Origin of the sequence: Proteus sp. TSJ240517 (genome assembly GCF_047921575.1) — a bacterium.
Taxonomy (GTDB): Bacteria; Pseudomonadota; Gammaproteobacteria; order Enterobacterales; family Enterobacteriaceae; genus Proteus.
On sequence record NZ_JBLRMH010000003.1, the window covers coordinates 52053 to 77526 of the forward strand.

21 protein-coding genes, 7 tRNA genes and 1 pseudogene are annotated in these 25474 nt (G+C 39.4%); 7 read left to right on the plus strand and 22 right to left on the minus strand.

Features of this window, described 5'->3' with window-relative positions; all coding sequences use genetic code 11:
- Positions 1-11 precede the first annotated feature (11 nt).
- The 5 genes from lnt to miaB all read right to left on the minus strand — a co-directional run bounded on the left by lnt (position 12) and on the right by miaB (position 5479).
- Positions 12-1538, minus strand: coding sequence for an apolipoprotein N-acyltransferase (gene lnt, locus ACNARN_RS06545; RefSeq protein ID WP_198620396.1), 1527 nt, complete (start codon positions 1536-1538; stop codon positions 12-14).
- Positions 1539-1545: 7 nt separating this feature from the next.
- Complete coding sequence (corC, locus tag ACNARN_RS06550) at positions 1546-2427, minus strand: CNNM family magnesium/cobalt transport protein CorC (RefSeq protein ID WP_023581153.1); 882 nt, start codon at positions 2425-2427, stop codon at positions 1546-1548.
- A gap of 71 nt (positions 2428-2498) precedes the next feature.
- On the minus strand, positions 2499-2966 hold the full coding sequence (gene ybeY / locus ACNARN_RS06555; RefSeq protein WP_151434555.1) for an rRNA maturation RNase YbeY: 468 nt from the start codon (positions 2964-2966) through the stop codon (positions 2499-2501).
- Positions 2959-4020, minus strand: coding sequence for a PhoH family protein (locus ACNARN_RS06560; RefSeq protein ID WP_198620397.1), 1062 nt, complete (start codon positions 4018-4020; stop codon positions 2959-2961). The genes ybeY and ACNARN_RS06560 overlap by 8 nt, the downstream gene beginning before the upstream one ends.
- A 28-nt stretch (positions 4021-4048) precedes the next feature.
- Positions 4049-5479 (minus strand): tRNA (N6-isopentenyl adenosine(37)-C2)-methylthiotransferase MiaB, encoded by a 1431-nt coding sequence (gene miaB / locus ACNARN_RS06565; protein ID WP_198620398.1) that lies wholly within the window; start codon positions 5477-5479, stop codon positions 4049-4051.
- Positions 5480-5684: 205 nt separating this feature from the next.
- Between miaB and ubiF the strand changes: the two genes are divergently transcribed.
- Positions 5685-6872 (plus strand): 3-demethoxyubiquinol 3-hydroxylase, encoded by a 1188-nt coding sequence (gene ubiF, locus ACNARN_RS06570; protein WP_416304262.1) that lies wholly within the window; start codon positions 5685-5687, stop codon positions 6870-6872.
- A 54-nt stretch (positions 6873-6926) separates the two neighbouring features.
- Here ubiF and fghA read toward each other — a convergent pair whose 3' ends face one another.
- From fghA to nagB, 13 genes are all read right to left on the minus strand, one after another.
- Entirely contained in the window at positions 6927-7757 is an 831-nt protein-coding gene (gene fghA / locus ACNARN_RS06575) for an S-formylglutathione hydrolase (protein ID WP_198626111.1), read from the minus strand.
- A 53-nt stretch (positions 7758-7810) separates the two neighbouring features.
- Complete coding sequence (locus ACNARN_RS06580; protein WP_198630178.1) at positions 7811-8923, minus strand: S-(hydroxymethyl)glutathione dehydrogenase/class III alcohol dehydrogenase; 1113 nt, start codon at positions 8921-8923, stop codon at positions 7811-7813.
- An 18-nt stretch (positions 8924-8941) separates the two neighbouring features.
- Complete coding sequence (locus ACNARN_RS06585; RefSeq protein WP_036938507.1) at positions 8942-9217, minus strand: metal-sensing transcriptional repressor; 276 nt, start codon at positions 9215-9217, stop codon at positions 8942-8944.
- Positions 9218-9480: 263 nt separating this feature from the next.
- A tRNA-Leu gene (locus ACNARN_RS06590) sits at positions 9481-9565 on the minus strand.
- A gap of 52 nt (positions 9566-9617) precedes the next feature.
- A tRNA-Gln gene (locus tag ACNARN_RS06595) sits at positions 9618-9692 on the minus strand.
- Between the two features lie 5 nt (positions 9693-9697).
- Positions 9698-9774 (minus strand) — tRNA-Met (locus tag ACNARN_RS06600).
- A gap of 32 nt (positions 9775-9806) precedes the next feature.
- A tRNA-Gln gene (locus tag ACNARN_RS06605) sits at positions 9807-9881 on the minus strand.
- A 41-nt stretch (positions 9882-9922) separates the two neighbouring features.
- A tRNA-Gln gene (locus ACNARN_RS06610) sits at positions 9923-9997 on the minus strand.
- 27 nt (positions 9998-10024) lie between these two features.
- Positions 10025-10109 (minus strand) — tRNA-Leu (locus tag ACNARN_RS06615).
- Between the two features lie 7 nt (positions 10110-10116).
- Positions 10117-10193: transfer RNA gene (locus ACNARN_RS06620), tRNA-Met, on the minus strand.
- A 411-nt stretch (positions 10194-10604) separates the two neighbouring features.
- The gene (gene nagC / locus ACNARN_RS06625) at positions 10605-11837 is read right to left on the minus strand and encodes a DNA-binding transcriptional regulator NagC (protein WP_088493435.1); all 1233 of its coding nucleotides are present in this window, start codon (positions 11835-11837) and stop codon (positions 10605-10607) included.
- Between the two features lie 13 nt (positions 11838-11850).
- On the minus strand, positions 11851-13011 hold the full coding sequence (gene nagA, locus ACNARN_RS06630; RefSeq protein ID WP_109374101.1) for an N-acetylglucosamine-6-phosphate deacetylase: 1161 nt from the start codon (positions 13009-13011) through the stop codon (positions 11851-11853).
- A 124-nt stretch (positions 13012-13135) separates the two neighbouring features.
- On the minus strand, positions 13136-13942 hold the full coding sequence (gene nagB / locus ACNARN_RS06635) for a glucosamine-6-phosphate deaminase (protein ID WP_109374102.1): 807 nt from the start codon (positions 13940-13942) through the stop codon (positions 13136-13138).
- A gap of 480 nt (positions 13943-14422) precedes the next feature.
- Here nagB and nagE point away from each other — a divergent pair, with 480 nt between their 5' ends.
- From nagE to ACNARN_RS06665, 6 genes and pseudogenes are all read left to right on the plus strand, one after another.
- Positions 14423-16465: an N-acetylglucosamine-specific PTS transporter subunit IIBC gene (gene nagE / locus ACNARN_RS06640; protein ID WP_198620402.1), complete on the plus strand. Its 2043-nt coding sequence runs from the start codon at positions 14423-14425 to the stop codon at positions 16463-16465.
- A gap of 197 nt (positions 16466-16662) precedes the next feature.
- Entirely contained in the window at positions 16663-18330 is a 1668-nt protein-coding gene (gene glnS, locus ACNARN_RS06645) for a glutamine--tRNA ligase (RefSeq protein WP_036912065.1), read from the plus strand.
- Positions 18331-18969: 639 nt separating this feature from the next.
- The gene (chiP, locus tag ACNARN_RS06650; protein ID WP_109374105.1) at positions 18970-20364 is read left to right on the plus strand and encodes a chitoporin ChiP; all 1395 of its coding nucleotides are present in this window, start codon (positions 18970-18972) and stop codon (positions 20362-20364) included.
- A gap of 530 nt (positions 20365-20894) precedes the next feature.
- Positions 20895-21734, plus strand: coding sequence for a DUF817 domain-containing protein (locus tag ACNARN_RS06655; protein ID WP_196534167.1), 840 nt, complete (start codon positions 20895-20897; stop codon positions 21732-21734).
- 55 nt (positions 21735-21789) lie between these two features.
- Positions 21790-22067 (plus strand): annotated as a pseudogene (locus ACNARN_RS06660) (toxin HicA).
- On the plus strand, positions 22060-22413 hold the full coding sequence (locus ACNARN_RS06665) for a type II toxin-antitoxin system HicB family antitoxin (protein WP_198626114.1): 354 nt from the start codon (positions 22060-22062) through the stop codon (positions 22411-22413). The pseudogene ACNARN_RS06660 and the gene ACNARN_RS06665 overlap by 8 nt, the downstream one beginning before the upstream one ends.
- 81 nt (positions 22414-22494) lie before the next feature.
- Here ACNARN_RS06665 and fur read toward each other — a convergent pair whose 3' ends face one another.
- The 4 genes from fur to ybfF all read right to left on the minus strand — a co-directional run bounded on the left by fur (position 22495) and on the right by ybfF (position 25225).
- Positions 22495-22941, minus strand: coding sequence for a ferric iron uptake transcriptional regulator (gene fur, locus ACNARN_RS06670; RefSeq protein WP_023581171.1), 447 nt, complete (start codon positions 22939-22941; stop codon positions 22495-22497).
- 189 nt (positions 22942-23130) lie between these two features.
- Positions 23131-23658, minus strand: a complete 528-nt coding sequence (fldA, locus tag ACNARN_RS06675) for a flavodoxin FldA (protein ID WP_004244384.1) — start codon at positions 23656-23658, stop codon at positions 23131-23133.
- 273 nt (positions 23659-23931) lie between these two features.
- A complete protein-coding gene (gene ybfE / locus ACNARN_RS06680; protein WP_109373935.1) occupies positions 23932-24240 on the minus strand; it encodes a LexA regulated protein in 309 nt (102 codons plus the stop codon).
- A gap of 190 nt (positions 24241-24430) precedes the next feature.
- Positions 24431-25225: an esterase gene (gene ybfF / locus ACNARN_RS06685; protein ID WP_198632550.1), complete on the minus strand. Its 795-nt coding sequence runs from the start codon at positions 25223-25225 to the stop codon at positions 24431-24433.
- Positions 25226-25474: the final 249 nt, after the last annotated feature.

The following is a 25474-nucleotide window of genomic DNA, read 5'->3' on the forward strand; positions in this document are numbered from 1 at the left end:
TTTATTTTGCTTTACTCAACTCGCCGTTTAATAAAGGCGATGATAAAAAATAATCCAACCATTATCCACAATGGTGTATTACCCCACTTGTAATAAGGGGTTAACCCAGTTGTTGGTGTGATTTTTTCTGCTAAAGCACCTTCTTCAAACTGAGGAAGTTGAGAAATAACATCACCATTGGCTGCAATAAAGGCGGTAATACCGTTATTCGTTGAGCGTAATAATGGTCTTCCTAACTCTAAAGAGCGCATTCTTGCCATTTGAAAATGTTGCCAAGGGCCGATTGAATTACCAAACCACGCATCATTAGAAATCGTTAATAAGAATCGTGTATCGGGTTTAAAATTAGCGCGGACTTGTTCACCTAAAATAATTTCGTAACAAATAGCTGCGGTTATTTTGGCATCATTGACAGTGAGCTGAGGCTGTACATATTCACCTTGGCTTAATGATGACATCGGTAAATTAAAGAAAGGCGCAAGTGGGCGTAATAGCGATTCTAATGGTACATATTCACCAAAAGGAACAAGGTGATGTTTGTTATAGCGATCTGTTGCTGGGTATTGATAAGCATAGTGTTCACCTAATGTGATGACACTATTGTAGAAACGATAACCTTCTAATGTCGGTCGAGCATCAATAATTCCCGTCATTAAATGGGTATCTTGCTCTCTTAATTGCTTATCTAATTCTGCTAAAAAACCTTGCTGTTGAATTTCAACATCAGGGATCGCAGATTCAGGCCAAATAATGAGATTTGCATTACCAATAAAAGGGCGACTTAAGGTGAGATAGGTTTTTAATGTGCTCTCTAATGTACCTGGTTCCCATTTTAAAGATTGTGCAATATTACCTTGAACTAATGCAATTTCTTGCGTTTCATCAGGCAAAGGTTGATACCACTGATAGGACTTAAAGCTGATAGGTAATACTAATAAAAGCAGTGCAACCACGACGCTATAAATCGATTTGCGATAGAGTGCAAACGCAATTAATCCACTGATAATGGTTAGGAGTAGCGTTATCATGGTAACACCAAAAATAGGTGCAATACCTTTTAATGGGCCATCAATCTGGCTATAACCAAACTGCAACCAAGGGAAACCTGATAACACCCAACCTCTTAAGAATTCAGTGATTTGCCATAATGCAGGAGCTGCAAATACAAACCGCCAGAGCGTTGGTTTTGGAAAAAACTTATTCAGTAATCCTGCAAATAATAGCGTGTAGAGTGATAAATAGAGTGCTAATAAAATCACTAAAAAGATATTTATCGCAAACGGCATACCACCAAAATCAGCGATACTGACGTAAACCCAATTTACGCCACTACCAAATAACCCAAATCCCCAAGCAAAACCAAGGAATGCGCCTTGACGAGTTGTGCGGTGAGTGATTATCAGTAATAAGCCAAGTAGTGAAATTAACGCCGCAGGCCAAAAATCAAATGGCGAAAATGCCAATGTGCCAATGGCACCGAAAAAAACCGCCAGAAGGGCGCGAACCCACTGGCGGTTTAAGAAAGAGATCTTATTCATTGATATCCTATGCATCATTACCTAGTTCAGGGATTGGCGCATCATCGGGGATATGCACATAAACCTGAATGATCTTACGGCTATCTGCCATAACAACTTTAAATTGGTAATTATCAATGGTAATAGTTTCACCACGAGCAGGAAGGTGACCAAAGGCTTGCATGACTAAACCGCCAATCGTATCAACTTCTTCATCGCTGAAATGCGTACCGAACGCTTCATTGAAATCTTCTATCTGGGTTAAAGCTCGAACTGAGTAAGCGTGACGACTTAATGGACGAATATCAATATCATCCTCATCATCATACTCATCTTCAATTTCGCCTACGATAAGTTCAAGAATATCCTCAATTGTGACGAGTCCAGATACGCCTCCAAATTCATCGATCACAATCGCCATATGATAGCGTTGAGAGCGGAACTCTTTTAATAGGCGATCAACCCGTTTGCTTTCAGGCACAACAACAGCAGAGCGTAAGACTTTATCCATACTAAATGGCTCTGCGTCGGTACGCATAAATGGCAGTAGATCTTTTGCCATTAATAAGCCTTCAATATGATCTTTGTCCTCGCTAATGACTGGGAAACGAGAATGTGCTGAATCAATAATCACATCTAAACACTCATCAAGGGTTTGATTGCGTTTTAGTGTGACAATTTGCGAGCGAGGGATCATTATGTCCCGAACGCGTTGTTCAGCAATATCCATTACCCCTTCAAGCATGTCGCGGGTGTCGGGATCAATTAATTCTTTCTGTTCAGAATCGCGGATAAGCTCCATCAGATCATCACGGTTTTTAGGTTCACCGTGGAACCACTGATTAAGCAGTGTGAGAAACCCTTTCTTAGGACCAGGGTTATCGTTACTCGAAGATTGGTCGTCGCTCATGGCGTTTTAACTATTTTTCCTCATTGAATGGTTAATTAGATATAGTATTTATCATAAAAATAAGAGAACTGTTACTCTTTTTCAATCAAATAGGGATCTGCATAACCTAAATTTTGTAAGATTTCTGTCTCTAAACCTTCCATTTCTTCGGCTTCATCATCTTCAATATGATCATAGCCTAAAAGATGGAGACATCCATGAATAACCATGTGTGCCCAGTGTTCTTCAACAGTCTTACTCTGCTCAACCGCCTCTTTTTCTACCACTTGGCGGCAAATAATCAAATCACCTAATAACGGCAATTCAATTTCAGGCGGAGCCTCAAAGGGAAAAGAAAGCACGTTAGTCGGTTTGTCTTTTCCACGATAAGTGAGATTCAGTTCGTGACTTTCTGCCTCATCAACAATACGAATAGTCACTTCACTTACAGGTTGAAATTGCGGTAATACCGCTTCTAACCATGTCATAAATTGGGCTTCAGTAGGAAGCCCTTGCGCATTTTCACTTGCTACTTGTAAATCAAGGATAACTTCACTCATGATTTTCTCTCTGAAGCTTCTCTTTTTCTGCTTTGATAGCTTGGCGGCGTTTTTGATCTTCCGTTTCCCAAGCTTCATAGGCGATAACAATTTTGGCAACCACGGGATGGCGAACAACGTCTTCACTATGGAAAAAGTTAAAACTTAAGTCATTAACATCAGATAAAACTTCAATGGCATGACGTAAGCCTGATTTATTGCCTCTTGGCAGGTCAATTTGAGTAATATCCCCAGTGATAACCGCTTTAGAGTTAAAGCCAATACGTGTTAAGAACATTTTCATCTGTTCGATGGTCGTGTTTTGGCTTTCATCAAGAATAATAAAGGCGTCATTTAATGTGCGTCCACGCATATAGGCGAGGGGGGCGACTTCAATGACATTACGCTCTATTAGTTTCTCAACTTTTTCAAAACCTAACATCTCAAATAACGCATCATAAAGTGGTCGTAAATAGGGATCGACTTTTTGACTTAAATCGCCCGGTAAAAAGCCCAGTTTTTCACCCGCTTCAACCGCAGGACGCGTTAATAAAATACGACGCACTTCTTGGCGTTCAAGAGCATCAACAGCAGCAGCAACAGCCAGATAAGTTTTCCCTGTACCAGCAGGCCCAATACCAAAAGTAATATCATGAGTCTGGATATTGGCAATATATTGTGCCTGATTCGGTGTACGAGGTTTTATCACACCTCGCTTAGTTCGAATATTGGTTGATTTCCCAAATTCAGGAACATGCTCATCACTTTGCTCAAGCACACGGCTTTCTTTGATTGCAAGGTGAATTTGTTCAGGGTCGATATCGGGGATCACGCCTTTAATTGGCGAGGTTTCCACATACAGGCGACGTAAAATTCCTGCGGCTGCATTGACACACAATGATTTTCCCGTGAGTTTAAAACGGTTATCACGATGATTAATCTCGATACCTAAACGGCGCTCAAGTTGCTTAATATTATCGTCAAATGGACCACATAGGCTCATTAAACGGGCATTGTCAGCTGGCTCTAAGAAGATTTCTTGGGTCGCTACCTGTGCATGTGCTATTACTGTCACTGATTATCCTTTTGTTCAATCTGATCAATTAAGGTTGGTAAACACCTACCCCTAATTCATCTTCTTTACGTGTACGTGCAATGACGGATTCTGGAGATTCGTGAATACGTAAATCCATTTGGTCTTCCGTTCTAATGACTTTACCACGTAGTGAGTTGGCATAAACGTCAACAATCTCAACATCAACGAACTTACCAATCATATCTGGTGTACCTTCAAAGTTAACCACACGGTTATTCTCAGTACGACCAGAAAGCTCCATCACATTTTTACGTGAAGGTCCTTCAACTAGAATACGCTGTACCGTATTTAACATTGCACGGCTAAAGTTCATTGCTTGTTGATTGATGCGCTGTTGTAGCAGATATAAACGTTGTTTCTTCTCATCTTCACTGACATCATCAGGTAAATCAGCCGCTGGGGTGCCCGGACGTGCTGAATAGATGAAACTAAAGCTCATATCGAAATTAACATCCGCAATTAATTGCATGGTTTTTTCAAAGTCGTCTTGGGTTTCACCCGGGAAACCAATGATAAAGTCTGAACTTATCAGAATATCAGGACGTGCTTTGCGTAGTTTGCGAATGATGCTCTTATATTCAAGTGCAGTATGGTTACGCTTCATTAATGTTAGAATGCGGTCAGAACCACTTTGCACTGGCAAGTGTAAATAGCTGACTAATTCTGGAGTATCTTCATAAACCGCAACAATATCGTCAGTAAATTCGATAGGGTGGCTGGTAGTAAAGCGAATGCGGTCAATGCCGTCAATTGCGGCGACTAAGCGAATTAATTCAGCAAAGCTACAGATTTGACCATCAAAAGTAGCGCCTCGGTAGGCGTTAACGTTTTGACCTAACAAGTTTACTTCGCGCACACCTTGTGCCGCTAATTGAGCAATTTCAAATAGCACATCATCACAAGGGCGGCTAACTTCTTCACCGCGAGTGTAAGGAACTACGCAGAAAGAGCAGTATTTGTTACAGCCTTCCATGATGGAGACGAAAGCAGAAGGACCTTCAGCGCGAGGCTCTGGTAAACGGTCAAATTTTTCGATTTCAGGGAAGCTAATATCGACAACAGGGCTTTTAGTCCCTTTAACCTGATTAATCATTTCAGGTAAACGGTGTAAAGTTTGTGGTCCGAAGATAATATCGACACACTGCGCACGTTGACGGATGTATTCACCTTCTTGAGAAGCAACACAACCGCCGACGCCAATGATAATATCGGGTTTATTATCTTTAAAATATTTCCAACGTCCTAACTGATGAAAGACTTTTTCTTGTGCTTTCTCACGGATAGAACAGGTATTTAGCAGTAGAATGTCCGCGTCTTCGGCGACATCGGTTAACTGATAACCGTGGGTGCTTTCGAGTAGGTCTGCCATTTTGGATGAATCGTACTCATTCATCTGACAGCCCCAAGTTTTAATGTACAGTTTTTTTATCGTCGACATTGTGTAAATCCGGTATTTTCAGTGAGACAATAGCTAATCATTGGAAAACGTTGCGTGTAATAAGCCAATAAGGCGGTTATTGTAGTCATTTGTGTGGTCAGTGACTAGAGCAAGTCGGCGCTAATTCTCTATGGCGTTTAGTTTAATCGAAATAAACTGAAACAGCGCTTACCTATTATTTAAAGTAATGAGTTATGGCATAACAATGATGAGTAATGTAAAAAACGATTTTGATGCAATCATCGCTGGTGGAGGGATGATTGGCGCTGCTGTTGCAATTGGGCTGGCGCAAGAAGGATTGCGTGTTGCAATGATTGAACGGCAGTCTCCAGCACCTTTTGATGCGTCATCTCATCCTGATATCCGTATTTCTGCGATTAGTTGCGCGTCTGTTAGTCTATTAAAACAATTAGGTGCATGGCAACATGTTTTAGCGATGCGTTCTGCGCCTTATCTTACCTTAGAAACATGGGAAGAAGAAAATGCCCATGTGGTTTTTGATGCTAAAAGCTTAGGTTTACCTGAATTAGGCTATATGGTTGAAAACCGAATTTTGCAATTAGCCCTTTGGCAAGAGGCTGAACGTTATAGCAATATCACTTTATTATGTCCAAATAGTCTAAGTAAAATGACTTATTTAGATGATAAATGGAAAGTAACCCTTTCAGATGGCAGTGAAGTGACCACAAATTTAGTGGTGGGTGCGGATGGTGCAAACTCTCGAGTGCGCCAATTTGCGGGTATCGGTAGCAATGGCTGGCAATATCGTCAATCTTGTATGCTGATCACTGTGAAAACAGAGTTGCCTCCTGAAAAGGGTACATGGCAACGTTTTTATCCTTCAGGTCCTCGTGCTTATTTACCGCTTTTTGATAATTGGGCTTGTTTGGTTTGGTATGACTCGCCTGACAGAATTAGAAAACTGCAAAATATGACAATGGCGCAGTTAGAAAAAGAAATTCAACATGCTTTTCCTGAGCGATTAGGTAAAGCGACACCTATTGCTGCAGGTTCATTCCCATTAACGCGTCAGCATGCAAGTCGTTACGTTGATAAAGGCATTGTTTTGTTGGGAGATGCGGCTCACACCATCAATCCTTTAGCGGGACAGGGCGTTAATTTAGGTTACCGTGATGTGGATTGTTTCTTAGATTTAGTCGCTGATGCCAAAAAACATTTTGAGCCTTGGGATTCAATGGCGTTATTGAAGAAATATCAGCGCCGTCGTATGCCTGATAATTTAGTCATGCAAGCTGGCATGGACGTATTTTATCACGCCTTTAGCCACCAATTACCGGGTTTAAAAGTTGTTAGAAATCTCGGCCTTTTAGCTGCTCAACATGCAGGAAAAGCGAAAGAAGCGGCATTACGTTATGCGTTAGGTATTAAGTAATTAGAAATGCGATGATCTGAGTTGAATATCAGCAATAAGATCATCGCATTGTTGTTATGCTTTTAAATGCTTGGCATGAAAAGCAATATGCTCACCAATAAAGCTCGCCACAAAGTAGTAACTGTGATCGTACCCTTGATGTAAATTCAATTGATAAGGAAATTGTTTTGCATCACAAGCTTGTGAAAATAATTCAGGCTTCAGTTGCTCTTGATAGAAAGGATCATCGAGTCCGACATCAACACGCATAGGTAATACACTTTCTGCTTGGCTAATTAATGCCACCGCATCATATTGGTGCCATTGTGTTGTATCATCGCCTAAATAAGCGCTAAACGCTTTTTTACCCCAAGGAACAACTGACGGTGCTACTATCGGAGAAAACGCTGACACACTGCGGTAGCGTGCCGAATTTCGCAATGCAATCGTTAATGCCCCATGACCTCCCATCGAATGCCCACTAATAGCACGTTGATGAGTCACAGGAAAATGCATTTCTATCAGTGTAGGAAGCTCATCAACAATGTAGTCATACATATTGTAATGAGTATTCCACGGCGATTGTGTCGCATTAAGGTAAAAGCCAGCGCCTTGCCCTAAATCATAAGCACTATCATCAGCGACATTTTCACCGCGAGGGCTGGTATCAGGTACGACTAAAATAATGCCATGTTGTGCCGCAAATTGTTGAGCGCCTGATTTAGTAATAAAATTTTGTTCGTTGCAGGTTAAGCCTGATAACCAATATAAAACAGGGTATTTTTGTTCTTCTTCCATAGGAGGAAGGTAGATGGCAAATTTCATCTCACAATTTAACGTCTTTGATGTATGTTGATAGACTTCTTGCCAACCACCAAAGCAGGCGTGACGTTCAATCCTTTCCATTTTGACTCCTTTAAAAGCAAAGACAAACCTATGAGACATAGGTTTGAAGATGATTAATCGAAATGAATAACTGTACGGATTGATTTACCTTCGTGCATTAAATCAAAAGCTTCATTAATTTTTTCTAACGGTAGTTTATGGGTAACAAAAGGCTTAAGTTCGATATCGCCTTTCATTGCATCCTCAACCATACCGGGTAATTGGCTACGACCTTTAACACCACCAAAAGCGGTGCCTCTCCACGAACGACCTGTGACTAATTGGAAAGGACGAGTTGAGATCTCTTGTCCTGCACCAGCAACACCAATAATAATGGATTGACCCCAGCCACGATGTGCACTTTCTAATGCAGCTCTCATGACATTAACGTTACCAATACATTCAAAAGTATGGTCAACACCCCATTGTGTCATTTCAACAAGGACTTGCTGAATGGGCTTGTCGTGGTCATTAGGATTTAAGCAATCTGTAGCACCAAATTGACGTGCTAATTCAAATTTTTCAGGATTAGTATCAATCGCAAAAATTCGACCTGCTTTGGCTTGTCTTGCGCCTTGAAGAACAGCAAGACCAATGCCTCCTAAACCAAACACTGCAACCGAATCACCTTCTTGCACTTTTGCTGTATTGTGAACCGCGCCAATACCGGTTGTTACGCCACAACCTAATAAGCAAACTTCTTCGTGATTGGCTTCTGGATTGATTTTTGCTAGAGAAACTTCAGCCACCACAGTGTATTCGCTAAAAGTAGAGCATCCCATATAGTGATAAATAGGCTGCCCGTTATAAGAAAAACGTGTTGTTCCATCTGGCATTAAACCTTTACCTTGCGTTGCTCTGACTGCAACACATAAGTTTGTTTTGCCTGATTTACAGAATAGACATTCACCACATTCAGCAGTGTACAGAGGAATAACGTGATCGCCTGGTTTAACGCTAGTGACACCTTCACCAACTTCTACAACTACACCAGCACCTTCATGACCAAGAATTGCAGGGAATACACCTTCAGGATCATCACCAGAGAGTGTAAATGCGTCTGTATGACAAACGCCTGTGTGGCTAATTTTTATGAGCACTTCACCCGCTTGAGGTGGCATTACATCAACTTCAACGATTTTTAAAGGTTCTCCTGGTCCAAATGCGACCGCAGCACGAGATTTCATGGTGTATCCTTTTTGTTATTAACGCAGGTAAGTGCGGATAAGTGAAATGGCATCATCAACGGAATTTTTTTGATCTTCAGGAGAAGCGACGGCATCCATAAGACCTTCACGTAAATGACTTTCGAGCACACCTGCCATCAGACCGTTAATAGCACCTCTGATGGCGGCAATTTGTTGTAATACCTGACCGCATTCATTTTCATTTTCAAGTGCAGTTTCTAATGCAAGAAGCTGCCCTTTAATTTTTCTTACGCGAGTTAACGCGGCTTTTTTTTCTGCTGGTGAGTGTGGCATACATAATCCTTAAATATACTATGGGGGAGTATAGTATCTGGAGAGATATATGTACAGAGGGATCAATAAAGTGTGGAGTGATGAGAATAAATAAAAAATGATGATGTGGAGAATGTTGATCTTTGAGAGTAGAGGAATAAGAAAAGAAGGGGGAAGAATGATGTTTAGATAACAGATAGGAAAAAATGAAGAGATAAAAACAGATAAGACCCGCTATTGCGAGTCTTATCTGTTGATTTCGTGATAAACACGTTAGTAATCAATGGTGCGGGAGGCGAGACTTGAACTCGCACACCTTGCGGCGCCAGAACCTAAATCTGGTGCGTCTACCAATTTCGCCACTCCCGCATACAACTTTTCAGAAAAAAAGACTCGCTCTGCGAGTCTCTCTTTCAAAATATGGCTGGGATACCAGGATTCGAACCTGGGAATGCCAGGATCAAAACCTGGTGCCTTACCGCTTGGCGATATCCCAAAAAATGGTGGCTATGACGGGATTCGAACCTGTGACCCCAACATTATGAGTGTTGTGCTCTAACCAGCTGAGCTACATAGCCTTATTGAATCTAGCTATCTTTCTTTTGAAAGATGGCTGGGGTACCAGGATTCGAACCTGGGAATGCCAGGATCAAAACCTGGTGCCTTACCGCTTGGCGATACCCCATCCGCTAATTCAATTGTCAACACACTTATTTATCAGAAATATGGCTGGGATACCAGGATTCGAACCTGGGAATGCCAGGATCAAAACCTGGTGCCTTACCGCTTGGCGATATCCCAACTGATAAATTCTTGACGAGGTTAAAATGGTGCGGGAGGCGAGACTTGAACTCGCACACCTTGCGGCGCCAGAACCTAAATCTGGTGCGTCTACCAATTTCGCCACTCCCGCAAAAAGATGGTGGCTATGACGGGATTCGAACCTGTGACCCCAACATTATGAGTGTTGTGCTCTAACCAGCTGAGCTACATAGCCATCTTTTTTTTGCATAACCTTCGTCGGCGTTGCGGGGCGCATTATGCGTATTACAGACAAATCCGTCAACTGCTTTTTGCATTAATTTTCGAGAAACGTGTCCGTTTGCTCGATGGTTAATCATTTTGTCGAAAAAAGATCCAAAAAACAACCTTGTTGATGAAAAATATCTCAAAAAATAAGACGCAATAGTGTGTGAATAAAAAGAAAAAACAAAGCAGTAACAGAAATGAGATTAAGTGAAAGAAGGAAAAGATGAAGAACAATGAGCATAAAAAAAGAAATGCGGTGAAAAAATCACGCTACATTTCTTTTTCTTTGGATATTACTGATTGAATTTTAGACTTATTTCACAATAAAGGTCAGAAAAGTATACATTCAACTCAAAAAGTGTAATTTATCGACAATAAATTACTTTTCTAATAGCTGTTGAAGCAATTCTCCGTTAAGCATTGCGCGTTTAGTTAAGGCAAAAGCCCCTATGGCTGAACGATGATCAAGCTCTGATGTGACGACAGGAAGCTCTTCTCTGAATTCTTTTAATACTTGCGTATTAATACAACTTTGAATTGAGGGAAGTAAAACTTCAGCTGCTTCAGTCAATTCACCCGCTAAAACCACTTTTTGTGGGTTAAATAAGTTAATAGCGATCGCAATCGCTTTACCTAAATGTAAACCCACTTGTTTGATGGTTTCGACTGCTAGCGGGTCATTTTTTACAGCAGCTCGACAAATATCTTGGATTTGGCACTGTGTTGGCGATAAATACTGGCTTGGGTAGCCTTGCTCTAATTGATAGCGCACTTTGGCTTCGATAGCAGTATTGGATGCAATCGTTTCTAAACAACCAAAATTACCACAATGGCAACGTTCACCTAGAGGATCGATTTGAATATGACCAATTTCCCCAAGGTTACCACGCTGGTTGAGCAGAATTTTATTATTAATGATAACACCCGCACCTGCACCACGATGTATCCGGACGAGTAGTGAGTCTTCACAATCTCGTGTGGCACCAAAATAGTTTTCAGCTAGTGCAAGGCTTCGAATATCATGCCCAGCATAACAAGGCAGGCTAAAGCGTTTTTCTAAGCTATTTACCAGAGCCCAATTATCTACTTTCATATGAGGCATATAACGAACAATGCCTTTATTTGGATCAACAAGACCGGGCAAAATCACGGAAATTGAAATAAGCTCACGAATGCGACGTTGATTTTGTTTAATAAAGTCATCAATTGCATTGATGAGCAGGGCTTCAACTTCATTTTGAGTACTCTGCTCTAGAGGGTAGTGTTGTTCAATGATGACTTTACCGCTCAGATCGTAAAGAGCGACGGTGGCATCATTACGCCCCAATCGCACACTGACTGTATTAAAATTGCGGTGTTCAACAATAATAGAAATTGCGCGACGTCCACCTGTTGATGCCTGTTGATCAACCTCTTTGATTAAGCCTCGTTCAAGCAACTGACGAGTAATTTTAGTCACACTGGCTGGCGCTAGTTGGCTTTGTTCGGCTATTTGGATACGGGAAATTGGCCCGTGTTGATCAATCAGTCGATACACAATCGCACTGTTAAGTTGTTTAACAAGATCGATATTGCCAATTTGCGTTTCAGTGTTGTTATGACTCATCAGCATAGACATCCATTAGTTATTCAGTTATTTCGATACCATTGACAAACGTTGTGCAAAGGTTGAAGTCCTTGTCGAAAGAAGTGAGGTTTGCAATTTTTCCTGCTTCAATTGTTCCCAATTCTTTTTCCATTCCGATTGCACGAGCAGGATAAAGTGTTGCCATCCGCAATGTTTCATCTAATGGAATACCTACATGGATCACGCTATTTTTAATTGCACCAATCATGGTCAGTGATGATCCACTTAATGTGCCATCTGCATCGACACAAAGACCATTACGATAATATATGGTTTTACCCGCAAAAACGAAGCTATCCATCTCATTTTTACTAGGATCAAGCCCTGCTGGCGCAGTTGCATCTGTGACTAAAAGTAGTTTTTCACCTTTCAGACGCTTACTGTTACGAATATTTGCCCATGAAACATGTAAACCATCGGCAATGATACCAGCATAAACCTCAGGTGTATCATAAATGGCACCTACAAGCCCCGGACCTCTGCCTGTAATATAAGGCATTGCGTTGTAAAGGTGAGTCGATAATGAGATACCATTACGGAATCCTTTACGTGCTTCTTCATAAGTCGAATTGGAGTGACCCGCAGAAACAATGATACCTGCTTTGATTAATTGACGAACATACTTTTCATCAACCATTTCAGGCGCGAGGGTGATTTTAGCGATAACATCAGCATTATCGCACAAATAGTCAATCATCTGTGCACTAGGTTGGCGAATAAACTGTGGATCATGAGTCCCTTTTTTAATTACATTGATATAAGGGCCTTCTAAATGTAATCCCAACACTTTATTTTCATGTTTCTTCATATAAGCACGAGTTGCGTCAATGCCTATTTTCATCAATTCATCAGAACAGGTAATTAACGTGGGTAAATAGCTAGTGCAACCTAAACGTTCATTTGCTTTTTGCATAATTTCTAACGTTTCAACGGTGACATTTTCAGGCGTGTCATTAAATTGTACGCCACCACAGCCATTAACCTGTAAATCGATAAAACCGGGAGAGACAATTGCACCTTTCATATCACGAACAGTGATATCTTTTGGCAGTTGATCCTGTGGGCAAACCTGCTCAATACGGGAGCCGTTAATAATAATGGCGTGGTTTTCTAAACGGTCGAAACCTGTATAAATAACAGCATTTGTTAAGGCAAACATACCTTTGTCTCCTGATAAGGGAAGTCAATCTAAAAATCCGATATCAGCCAGCAAATTCTGGCTGATAAGTAAGAGAGCTTAGCCTTTTCCACTACTTAATCAGTAGGTACTTATTTTACTAAACTTAGTCTTGGTATTTCTGACACTCTTGCGCTTCAATCTGTTGGAAATAACGCAATGTTTTTACTCGTAATTCCATTGTTGCAGGATCATCACACACTAAAATGGCTTTAGGGTGAAGTTGAACACAGGAAATCGTCCATAAATGGTTAACAGCGCCTTCTGTTGCAGCATGTACTGCTTGCGCTTTATTAAAACCAGTTGCCAAAATCATTAATTCTTCAGCATCTAATAATGTACCTACACCAACTGTCAGTGCATATTTAGGAACATGATTAACATTATTATCGAAGAAGCGTGAATTTGCTAAACGAGTGTCTTCTGTTAGCGTTTTCATGCGAGTACGTGAAGAAAGTGATGACGTTGGCTCATTAAATGCGATATGACCGTCGTTACCTACACCGCCCATAAACAAATTGATTTTGCCATAAGACTTAATTTTAGCCTCATAACGTTCGCATTCTGCTTGTGGATCTTCTGCATTACCGTTTAATAAATTGATATTTTCATCTTTAATATCAATATGATTAAAGAAGTTTTCATACATAAAAGTACGATAACTTTGTGAATGATCTGATGGAATACCAACATATTCATCCATATTGAACGTTACAACGTGTTGGAAGCTGACTTTTCCTGCACGATGTAATTCAATTAACTCTTTATATGTCGCCAATGGTGTGCCACCAGTTGGTAAACCAAGCACGAAAGGGCGCTCTGCTGTTGGATTAAACGCATTGATCTTCTCAATGATATAATTTGCAGACCACTTACCAACTTGTTTTGCCGTGGATAGGGGGATTAACCTCATAGTAACCTCATAGAAAAAAGACAAATCTGATAACTCAGTAACGTGTTATTTTATCGTGTGATTATCAGTGGCTCATCTATACTCGTCATCCTTCAAGTTGCAGGGGTGTTGGCTACGCTCAGCTACCCGAATCACATACATGAGTATATTCATCGGGATATCTTTGCTTGCCGCCTACCTGCAACTCGAATGATTTAGAGTGTATAACACGAATTTCTTTTCATTTTTAGCTGATGATCGAAATGTCCCGCCAAAAGATATTTTTAATCATAAAATAAGCTTTCTGACTTAGCCAGCATTTCAGCTAAAAAATATACTATATTGGTGACTTAACTCACAAATTATGACTAATTAATTTGCGATACGAAATAAATTTTTTAGACTAAAAATGGAATTAAATAATTAGCTCATCATTTTTCTTATAAAATATGAATGAGTATGAATAAGATCCCAATATAGGGGCTATCCAAGGGGGAGTTTGTGAATATTTTAAGTTATCTGCAGAAGATAGGACGGGCGCTGATGGTGCCTGTTGCTACATTACCTGCAGCAGCAATTCTGATGGGGATTGGCTACTGGATTGACCCAGTAGGCTGGGGTAGTGATAACGCGCTTGCTGCCTTACTTATCAAATCTGGTGCTGCTATCATCGACAATATGTCAGTCTTGTTTGCCATTGGTGTTGCTTATGGTATGTCGAAAGACAAAGACGGTGCTGCCGCTTTAACAGGGTTTGTTGGGTTCTTAGTTGTGACAACACTTTGCTCTCCAGCTGCGGTGTCAATGATCAAAGGCCTACCTTTAGAAGAGGTTCCAGTTGCTTTTGGTAAAATAAATAACCAGTTTGTTGGGATCTTAGTTGGTGTACTTTCAGCCGAGCTTTATAACCGCTTCAGTAGCGTTGAGCTGCCTCGCGCACTGTCGTTCTTTAGTGGTCGCCGTTTAGTTCCTATTCTGACCTCGTTTTTAATGATCATCGTCGCCTTTATTCTGATGTATATCTGGCCTGTGATTTATGGCGGATTAGTTAGCTTTGGTGAAAGCATTAAAGATATGGGAGCATTAGGTGCGGGTATTTACGCATTCTTTAACCGTTTATTAATTCCTGTGGGCTTACACCATGCGTTGAACTCTGTATTCTGGTTTGACGTTGCTGGTATTAATGATATTCCTAACTTCCTAGCAGGTCAGCAAGCTATTGATTCTGGCTTAGCAACAGTGGGTGTTACAGGTCGTTATCAAGCAGGTTTCTTCCCAGTAATGATGTTTGGTTTACCGGGTGCAGCTCTTGCTATTTATCACTGCGCACGTAAAGAACACAAAGCAAAAGTGGCTGGTATTATGATGGCGGGTGCGTTTGCTGCATTCTTCACTGGTATTACTGAGCCGCTTGAATTCTCCTTTATGTTCGTCGCACCAGTGCTTTATGTTATTCACGCATTCTTAATGGCGATTTCTGTTTATATCGCGGCAAGCATGGAGTGGATTTCAGGGTTCGGCTTTAGTGCAGGCTTAGTGGATATGTTCTTATCTTCACGTAACCCACTGGCTGTTCATTGGTACATGCTGATTGTTCAGGGTATTGTTTTCTTCTTTATCTATTACGGTATTTTCCGTTTCACTATCACTAAATTTAATCTGAAAACACCAGGTCGTGAAGATGAAGTGACCGGTGATGAAACTGCTGATGGTTATGATGAAGATATCAAAACAGCGCCAGCAAATAGTAAAGAAGGTATTCAACAAGAAGCTCGCCAATATATCGCGGCTATCGGTGGTTCTGATAACTTAACGGGTATTGATGCTTGCATTACACGTTTACGTCTTAATGTAAAAGACTCTGGCGTTGTTAATGATGCATACGCAAAACGTTTAGGGGCTTCAGGTGTTATTCGCTTAAACAAACAAAGTGTTCAGGTGATTGTGGGTACACGAGCAGAGCTTGTCGCTAACGCAATGCGCGATGTATTAACACAAGGTCCTGTGCCTGCTTATGAAGGTGCTTCTGCTTCAACAGTTTCTACTGAAAAAGCACCCGTAAAACAAGCGAATGCCAATGCAAAAGTGTTACTTGAAATGATTGCACCTTTTGATGGCGAAGTGGTGGCATTAAAAGAAGTGCCTGATGAAGCGTTCTCTAGTGGTGTTGTTGGCGATGGTGTAGCAATCAAACCAACCTCTAATATCGTGATGGCGCCTGCGACAGGTACTGTTGTTAAGATTTTTGATACAAACCATGCATTTTGTATTGAGACTGACAATGGTGTGGAAATCATTGTGCATATGGGCATTGATACCGTTGCATTAGGCGGCAAAGGCTTCAAGCGTTTAGTTGAAGAAGGTGCAGACGTTAAAGTTGGTCAACCTATCTTAGAATTAGATCTTGAATATCTGAACGCTAATGCTAAATCGATGATAAGCCCTGTTATTGTCAGCAATATCGATGATTTTGATAAGATTGCTGAACAAGTTGCAGGTGTTGTGGTCGGAAATAAAACGGTTATCTACAAAGTGTTAAAATAAATTCTATATAGATATTTAATCCTCTATAAAGAGATGGTTAAATAAGACGATAAAACGGGGAGTCTTTCGAACTTCCCGTTTTTTTATCTCTATTTTGATAAATATCTCAGGGGTGTATTTAGCTAAGGTATTTATGAAACCTGCTTATTGGATTATAGTGGGTTAATTATGCGTTTTGCTTTGAGGAAAAAATGACCATGAATGAGGCAGATGCCCGCCCAACGAACTTTATTCGTCAAATTATTGACGAAGATCTGGCTACCGGGAAACATGATAGCGTTCAAACGCGTTTCCCACCTGAACCTAATGGCTATCTTCATATCGGCCATGCGAAATCAATTTGCCTGAATTTTGGTATTGCTAAAGATTATCAGGGAAAATGTAATCTACGTTTTGATGATACCAATCCAGTAAAAGAAGATATTGAGTACATCAACTCAATTCAAAAAGATGTTCAGTGGTTAGGTTTCCAATGGGAAGGTAGCATTCATTACTCCTCAGATTATTTTGATCAACTTTATCAATATGCGATTGAGCTGATTAATAAAGGCTTAGCTTATGTTGATGAGTTAAGTGCTGAAGAAATTCGTGAATACCGCGGTACATTAAAAGAGCCAGGTAAAAACAGCCCTTATCGCTCACGTAGCGTAGAAGAAAACTTAGCGCTGTTTGAAAAAATGCGTGCGGGTGGCTTTGAAGAAGGTAAAGCGTGTTTACGTGCGAAAATTGATATGGCATCACCTTTTATTGTTATGCGTGATCCTGTTCTTTATCGTATTAAATTCGCTGAACACCACCAAACCGGAAATAAATGGTGCATTTATCCAATGTATGATTTTACCCACTGTATCTCTGATGCACTGGAAAATATCACACATTCTTTATGTACTTTAGAATTCCAAGATAACCGCCGTTTATATGATTGGGTGCTGGATAATATCACTATCCCTTGTCATCCTCGTCAATATGAATTCTCGCGTCTTAACCTTGAATATACAGTGATGTCAAAACGTAAGCTGAATCAGCTTGTGACAGAAAATATTGTGAATGGTTGGGATGATCCTCGTATGCCAACGATTTCAGGCTTACGTCGTCGTGGTTATACCGCAGAATCTATTCGTGAATTCTGCCTACGTATTGGTGTGACGAAACAAGAAAACAACGTCGAAATGGCAGCTTTGGAATCTTGTATTCGTGATGACTTAAACGAAAATGCACCACGCGCAATGGCGGTTATCGATCCAGTTCGTTTAGTGATTGAAAATATGCCAGAAGGTGAAGAAATTCTTGTTGCACCAAATCACCCAAACAAGCCAGAAATGGGTACGCGTGAAGTACCATTTAGCCGTGAGATCTATATTGATCGCGCAGACTTCAAAGAAGAAGCAAACCGTCAATATAAACGTCTGGTGCTAGGTAAAGAAGTGCGTCTACGTAATGCTTATGTGATTAAAGCAGAACGTGTCGAAAAAGACGAGCAAGGCGAAATTACGACCATTTACTGCACCTATGATGCAGAGACTCTAAATAAAGATCCTGCTGATGGGCGTAAAGTTAAAGGCGTTATTCACTGGGTAAGCATTCCACATGCTATTCCTGCTGAAATCCGTCTTTATGACCGTCTATTTAGCGTACCAAACCCAGCAGCAGAAGATGATTTCTTATCAACAATTAACCCTGAATCATTAGTTATTCGTGAAGGTTTTGTTGAACGTAGCTTAAAAGATGCCGCTATCGAAAAAGCGTATCAATTTGAGCGTGAAGGCTACTTCTGCGCTGATAAGCTTTCAACAGCGGATAAACTTGTGTTTAACCGTACTGTGGGCTTACGAGACACTTGGGCGAAGATTTCTCAGCAAGGTTAATCTGCTGCCGCGTTTTAAGACACATTAGTACTTTCATGAATAAAATGCTCGGTAATTATTTATCGAGCATTTTTTATCTGTTTTACATCTTAGTTTGGATGATTTTTCATCTATTGATATTAAATATTTACCATTCTTAATTTGATTAGTCTCTCGTTTTTTCTTTTTTAGGTGATAACTTTTCATTTATTTCATTTGAAATAGTTTATTCACTATCACTTTATTCTTTTGTTTTTTCATACCATCACGCTAAATAAAACTGTAATAAGAAAAGTGTGATTAATACCACCTATTTCACATAGTTAAAAAAGATCATTTATAAATACTGCTTATTATTCCTTTCTATAAAAACGAAATTTCATATCATTTAAAGATTGTTTTATAAAATGCATTTAAATCAATTGATTATGATTGGTTTTAATCAATAATTATAAAAGCAAGAAAATGAAACGATCATTTGGTTATGTGCCCTTTGTCATATTTTGATAAAAATTCTTTTTTTTAGGTTGATAATTCGCGTCGCGAAAAATATGCTGTTTCTAACCTAATTTAGGTTTTTTCCCCACTTGGGGTTTTATATTTGGAAATAGGCATTGTGCTTATTTCTTTTTTAGTCAAAGTCAAAGAGGAAACAATGCTATGGTTATGCAACATGCTAAACCAGGCAGGGTGGCACTTGCCGTTATGGGCGCATTGCTTGTAACTGCACTACCTGCAAAAATGTCTCATGCTGAAGGATTTATTGATGACTCAACCTTAACAGGCGGTCTTTTTTATTGGCAACGTGACCGTGATAGAAAAGAGTTAACACCAAATAGTCCTGATTACGGCAAATACAAAGCTAACTTACACCATTCTACTTTCAACGCTAATCTAGATTTCTCATCAGGCTACCTTGGTGATTTTATTGGTATTGATTTAGCTGCTTTTGGCGCGGCTGAATTGAATAACAGTGGCCCAGCTGCACCTAATGAAATTGGTTTTAGTGATGCAAAAAGTCGCTGGGATGAAAAATGGACTGGCGATCGCAGTGGCATGAGTGTTTATAAAGCGGCTGCGAAATTCAAATTAGGCAATTTCTGGGCTCAAGGTGGATATATTCAACCTAAAGGCCAAAGCTTATTGCGTCCACATTGGAGCTTCTTACCGGGGACTTATCGCGGTGCTGAAGCGGGTGCTGTTTTCGATTTCGATAAAAGCGGTGAATTATCTTTCTCATATATGTGGACGGATGAATATAAAGCACCGTGGTATCGGAATATGTATAACTTCCGTAAAGCTGATCTAGAAACCAATATCAGCTATCTTCACTCTTTTGGCGCCAAATATGATTTTAAAAACAGCCTAGTGTTAGAAGCTGCATTTGGTCAGGCCGATGGTTATATCGATCAGTATTTTGGTAAAGTTTCTTATGATTTTCCAATTGCTGACAATGCATTAAGAACGTCTTACCAATTCTACGGTGCTAAAGATAAAGTTACTGGCGGTGGTGTTAATGACGTTTATGATGGGTTGGCATGGTTACAAGCACTGACTTTTGGTTATACCTACAATGTATTTGACTTCAAAGTAGAAGGAACGTGGGTTAAAGCTGAAGGTAATCAAGGTTATTTCTTACAACGTATGACTCCAGGCTGGGCAACCTCTAACGGTCGTCTTGATGTTTGGTGGGATGGTCGTTCTGACTTTAACGCCAATGGAGAAAAAGCACTTTATGCTGGCGTTATGTATGATCTGAAAAACTGGGATCTGTCAGGTTGGGCTGTCGGCACTTCATATATTTACGCATGGGATGCGAAACCAAGTGGTAAAGCCGTTTATGACCAAGGTCAGCGTATCAGAGAAAGTGCATGGAATGCGGATATTATGTATACGGTTCAAGAAGGTCGCGCTAAAGGTACTCTCTTTAAGCTTCATTATACCCGTTACGATAACCACTCCGATATTCCAAGTTATGACGGTGGTTTTGGTAATATCTTCCAAGATGAAAAAGACGTTAAGTTTAACGTGATAATGCCATTCACTATTTTCTAATATCAGCATAGGGATAAAGTGTATTAATTGCACTTTATCCTGAATAAAACTAAAAAAGCTAAATACGATTACGATAAGTAAAAATAAGTAGTAGAAAGATAGAGATGCATTAATTAAGAAGAACCTTACAAATAAGCCTCGTTAATAAAGTGAAGTAGTCAGTAGCAGTAGTAAGAAGTAAAAGAGCCGAAGTAAAGAGTCGTTTTAAAATCGCAGTATGTAGTAAAAGTAATGAAGTAAAGTCGTCATGTCATGTCGTCTGAGATAAATGTGAGTGGGTTATGTTTATCTCCTGTGCTTCAGTTATTTCGCAGAATTTGCGTAAGGTATTTACCCTAAGTAAAGGCAGTCAGAGTGGGTATCGTAGTGGGGGGTAAATACCTTTATTTTTTCATTCCTTTCTTTTTCGTCCTTTTCATCCTTGTACGTTTTTTTATTCTATGGCAAATTTCTTGCCATTCATTTTATCTCACCTTATTTATTATTCTGCATTGAAGGCTGTTCGATAATGCGAGTTTTCAGGAAGAAACATGTTAAAGCGATTGGATGATTTTTTATTAGAACCACCATTGAAGCCCTTTAAAGGTATAAAACGATTTGTTGTTGAATTTCTCTTTTTTGGTGTGAAAGAGGCACGTTCTTGTTTATTTGCAGGATTTTTCTTTTTTATTTTATTTGCAACACCAAGCAACGGTGTTTTTGGTATACCTCGTTATGATGTGCTTCTTATTCTCGCTATCGCTTTTCAATTATGGATGGTGTGGGGAAAGTTAGAAACATGGGATGAATTAAAAGCGATTTGTTTTTTCCACATTGTTGGTTTTGTGATGGAGTTATTTAAAACATCAGCGGCAATTGGTTCATGGAAATACCCTGATTTTGCTTACACAAAATTGTGGGAAGTCCCATTATTTACAGGCTTTATGTATTCGGCTGTGGGGAGTTATTTAATTCAAGCATGGCGTTTTTTAAAGGTACGAATTGAACATTATCCACCTTATTGGCTGGCAACATTGGTTGCACTTGCGATTTATATTAATTTCTTTTCTCATCATTTTATTGGTGATTATCGTTGGTATTTAACAGCCTTTATTTTAGGTCTTTATGCTCGTAGTGTGGTTTATTTTACGCCTTATGATACAGAGCGAAAAATGCCCTTATTACTTGCTTTTGTTCTGATTGGTTTCTTTATTTGGCTTGCTGAGAATTTTGGTACGTTTTTCGGTGTTTGGCAATATCCAAACCAAATTGGTGCTTGGTCTGCCGTGCATGCAGGGAAGTGGGGCTCTTGGTCACTGTTAGTTATCGTTACTTTTACGATAGTGGTGCATTTAAAACATATCAAACACAGTATTAGTGTGGCGAAGTGAATTGTTATAGATTATGTTCTTTTTAAGATGACGTCATATATTGACGTAATGAATGATGATAAAGACCAACGAACTGAGTTCCAAACACTATAAGACACTCGCTGATATACTAACAGTGCCTCCAAAGTCAGGAATTAAGTGGATGATGTAAAGAGCCTAATAAATAATCTTGGTGGGAAAGTTAAAAATGGTAATGGCTCTAGACGAAAATTTATTTTAATGGGATCTGTTTATCAAACACACTAACCTCATCCTGAGAATGTTATGGATAAAGGCTCTGTAAATGGTCTACGTGAATGGTTTGAGAATGTGATAGGAGTAAAGCATGATTAAAAGTACGAATATCATGATAATAAGTGGGCATCCAGCATCAGTTGTTTATGAATCTGAAATTAAAGCCTTCAGAGGACAATTTTTAGATGTAAATGGATATTGTGATTTTGTGGCTGATAGTATTGATGGATTACAAAAAGAAGGGGCTATTTCCTTAACGGAGTTTGTTGAAACTTGCATTGAAGAAGGAATTACGCCTTTTAAAGAGGAAGATAAACTTAAAGCATTTACATTACGTTATCCTGCTTGGTTAGAAACTCGATTGAATGCAACCGTTGCAGCACATGCAATCTCAAAAAATCAGTTTATTGTCCAGTTATTAGAGCGTGAACTAGTTACACGATAATATTTGGGTTCATAACATAGGGCAATAAAAAAGGAACTGTTCACAGTTCCTTTTTTTTACTGAGAGATTATCCAGAATGAATTATTTCTCATCATGTGCGTGGCTATCTTCTTTACAATTACCTTCAGCACAATGGCCATATAAATAAAGGCTATGATTGGAAAGTTTGATACCATGACGTTCAGCGATATTTCTTTGGCGTAATTCAATTGCATCGTCTGTAAACTCAATAACTTTGCCACAATCAAGACAAATTAAATGGTCATGATGGTGTTGTTGAGTTAATTCAAATACTGATTTACCACCTTCAAAATTATGTCGGGTAACAATACCAGCATCATCAAATTGGTTTAAGACGCGATACACTGTTGCCAGACCAATCTCTTCACCGATATCGATAAGTTTTTTGTAGAGATCTTCAGCACTGACATGATGGCACTCAGGATCCTGGAGCACTTCCAAGATCTTTAAGCGAGGAAGTGTAACTTTTAACCCAGCATTTTTTAACGCTTTATTATTGTCGGTCATGCGGATTTAATCCTGTTGCTAATGGTGAATTTAATTTTTGTGCTCACAAATGGGCTTTATTCATTAATACTCGGGTGAATAAATAACCTCATTGATTATAGGCATGATATTTAAAAATAAACACCCCACCTATCACACTATCTTAGCACACCATTGAATAATTATCATTCTCAATATTGAGTATTTATATTATCCCAAAATTTCGTCTAGGCTCATTTCTTCTTTGATTTGAGCAACCCAAGCGTCAACACGCTCTTCGGTTAATTCTGGTTGACGATCTTCATCAATCGCAAGACCGATAAAATGATTATCATCTGCAAGCCCTTTAGAGGCTTCGAAATGATAACCTTCGGTTGGCCAATGTCCTACGATAACTGCACCACGAGGTTCAATAATATCGCGGATAGTACCCATTGCATCACAGAAATATTCTGCATAGTCTTCTTGGTCACCACAACCAAATAGTGCAACAAGCTTACCATTGAAATCAATATCTTCTAGTGTTGGGAAAAAATCATCCCAATCACATTGTGCTTCACCATAATACCAAGTAGGAATACCTAGTAACAGAATATCGAACGCTTCGATGTCTTCTTGACTGGATTTTGCAATATCATGAACTTCGGCATTATCAGCGCCCAGTCTTTCTTGAAGCATTTTGGCAATATTTTCAGTGTTGCCAGTATCACTGCCGAAGAATATTCCTATGATTGCCATAAAGTGAGATAACCTCTTTTATTCTAAATTCGTTATATTTCAAATTGTAGCGTTATTGACTACGTATATTTCCACAAGTCACATACTTCTTGTATGTTTCTAGTGATTCATTCACTTGTCACCTAGCTACACTTCAAAATATTTAGAGTATATTTGTCTGTGTTTGAACAATTACTAGTGAAAGATAAGCATTGTGTTTTCATAATAGAAAACTAAAAACGTATTTTGACGAAAATAGCAGGCTAATTCTGTCGAATTTGTGTGGTTTATCTGCTAGCTATTCTTGTTTTGATGCATTTTTAAGGCGTTATTTTGCGCCAATTGCTCTAGTAATATTTCTTCAATAAGTTCACTACGACTGACGTTTCTTTCTGTCGCCAACTCATTGAGAGCATTTACAGCATCTTCATTTAATTTTAACTCAACTCGACGTAAACCATTAACTCTGTCACGTCTTAATTGATTGCGTTTATTAATTCTAAGCTGTTCATCCCGAGAAAGCGGGTTTGTTTTAGGTCGCCCAGGTCTGCGTTCATCTGCGAACAAATCCAGTGTGGTGCGATCAGTTTGTTCTTTTGCCATAAATTTTGCTGTGAAAGGGCGTATACCAATGACTAAATTGCGAAACGCCCAATAATACCCCACATAGTGATGTCTCGCCACTGCTTCCTGAGTTTAACTTATTGTGATTTGGTCTTTTTATCAACAGACGCTATTTTTAAGCACAATAATTATACATTCTAGTAAATTATCATTTTTCAGTGACGTTATTTTAAGCTGTTAAGTAAGCTTTCGCTAAAAAACGACGAATAGCCTTAATAACGGTATCTGGCTTTTCTGAATGTACCCAATGCCCTGTATTTGCGACAACAAAGGCAGTCGCGAGCGGAAATTGACGAGCGATGTTTTCACGATATTCATCTAAAATGTAAGGTGATAAACCGCCACGAATAAATAATACAGGATGATGCCAAGCAGGCACCTCTTGCCAGCTAATAATGTCTGAATAAGCATTTTTTATTGCAGGTAAATTAAATAGCCACTCACCATTTTTGAATGATTTGAGTAAAAATTGGATCACACCTTCCTCTTTAATAAAAGGACGCATTATTTCCACAGCATCTTGACGACGTGTGACTTTAGCTTCTGTTACGGCTTCAAGCGCTGCAAAAATTTTGTCATGGCGGCGAACGTTATAAGCAACGGGTGACATATCAATCACAACAATATTTGCAATACGTTCGGGAGCTAATGCTGTCATCGCCATCGCAATTTTGCCTCCCATTGAGTGCCCAATAATAATGGCTTTTGAGATAGTTAAACTATCAAGCAATGCGAGCACATCTTGCGCCATATCTTGATAATTCATACTTTCGCTATGAGGAGAGTGTCCATGGTTACGCACATCAATTTGTATCACGGTATTATCTTGACGAAGTGCACGACCTAAAACACCTAAATTATTGAGATCACCAAAGAGGCCATGGATCAAGACGATAGGTAAATTAGATACAGGTGTCGTTTCAGGTTGGTGTAATTGATAATTTAGTAATGTATTGAGTTTCATATTAATGACCAAGATGATTGCGATTTTCTTCTATGATGACATGCACAAGATGCTAAGCCAACTTATCGCAATAATATGAAAGAGTAATGAAGTTCAGAAATAATTGATAAGAGAAGTTTATAAAAAACCATAAAAATACCATTATCCAGATATATATTCCAAACTTATTCAAAAAGTTGAAATCTTGACATTGCTCAAAAATAAATAATTAGAATTTTATATTATTTGGGGGCTGGGGTAGTGTGATAT

Excerpts from the sequence above, each read along its gene's own strand:
- lnt (WP_198620396.1), bottom strand. The coding sequence starts at position 1,538 with ATGAATAAGATCTCTTTCTTAAACCGCCAGTGGGTTCGCGCCCTTCTG.
- corC (WP_023581153.1), bottom strand. The coding sequence starts at position 2,427 with ATGAGCGACGACCAATCTTCGAGTAACGATAACCCTGGTCCTAAGAAA.
- ybeY (WP_151434555.1), bottom strand. The coding sequence starts at position 2,966 with ATGAGTGAAGTTATCCTTGATTTACAAGTAGCAAGTGAAAATGCGCAA.
- miaB (WP_198620398.1), bottom strand. The coding sequence starts at position 5,479 with ATGTCGACGATAAAAAAACTGTACATTAAAACTTGGGGCTGTCAGATG.
- ubiF (WP_416304262.1), top strand. The coding sequence starts at position 5,685 with ATGATGAGTAATGTAAAAAACGATTTTGATGCAATCATCGCTGGTGGA.
- fghA (WP_198626111.1), bottom strand. The coding sequence starts at position 7,757 with ATGGAAAGGATTGAACGTCACGCCTGCTTTGGTGGTTGGCAAGAAGTC.
- ACNARN_RS06580 (WP_198630178.1), bottom strand. The coding sequence starts at position 8,923 with ATGAAATCTCGTGCTGCGGTCGCATTTGGACCAGGAGAACCTTTAAAA.
- ACNARN_RS06585 (WP_036938507.1), bottom strand. The coding sequence starts at position 9,217 with ATGCCACACTCACCAGCAGAAAAAAAAGCCGCGTTAACTCGCGTAAGA.
- nagC (WP_088493435.1), bottom strand. The coding sequence starts at position 11,837 with ATGCTGATGAGTCATAACAACACTGAAACGCAAATTGGCAATATCGAT.
- nagA (WP_109374101.1), bottom strand. The coding sequence starts at position 13,011 with ATGTTTGCCTTAACAAATGCTGTTATTTATACAGGTTTCGACCGTTTA.
- nagB (WP_109374102.1), bottom strand. The coding sequence starts at position 13,942 with ATGAGGTTAATCCCCCTATCCACGGCAAAACAAGTTGGTAAGTGGTCT.
- glnS (WP_036912065.1), top strand. The coding sequence starts at position 16,663 with ATGAATGAGGCAGATGCCCGCCCAACGAACTTTATTCGTCAAATTATT.
- chiP (WP_109374105.1), top strand. The coding sequence starts at position 18,970 with ATGGTTATGCAACATGCTAAACCAGGCAGGGTGGCACTTGCCGTTATG.
- ACNARN_RS06655 (WP_196534167.1), top strand. The coding sequence starts at position 20,895 with ATGTTAAAGCGATTGGATGATTTTTTATTAGAACCACCATTGAAGCCC.
- ACNARN_RS06665 (WP_198626114.1), top strand. The coding sequence starts at position 22,060 with ATGATTAAAAGTACGAATATCATGATAATAAGTGGGCATCCAGCATCA.
- fur (WP_023581171.1), bottom strand. The coding sequence starts at position 22,941 with ATGACCGACAATAATAAAGCGTTAAAAAATGCTGGGTTAAAAGTTACA.
- fldA (WP_004244384.1), bottom strand. The coding sequence starts at position 23,658 with ATGGCAATCATAGGAATATTCTTCGGCAGTGATACTGGCAACACTGAA.
- ybfE (WP_109373935.1), bottom strand. The coding sequence starts at position 24,240 with ATGGCAAAAGAACAAACTGATCGCACCACACTGGATTTGTTCGCAGAT.
- ybfF (WP_198632550.1), bottom strand. The coding sequence starts at position 25,225 with ATGAAACTCAATACATTACTAAATTATCAATTACACCAACCTGAAACG.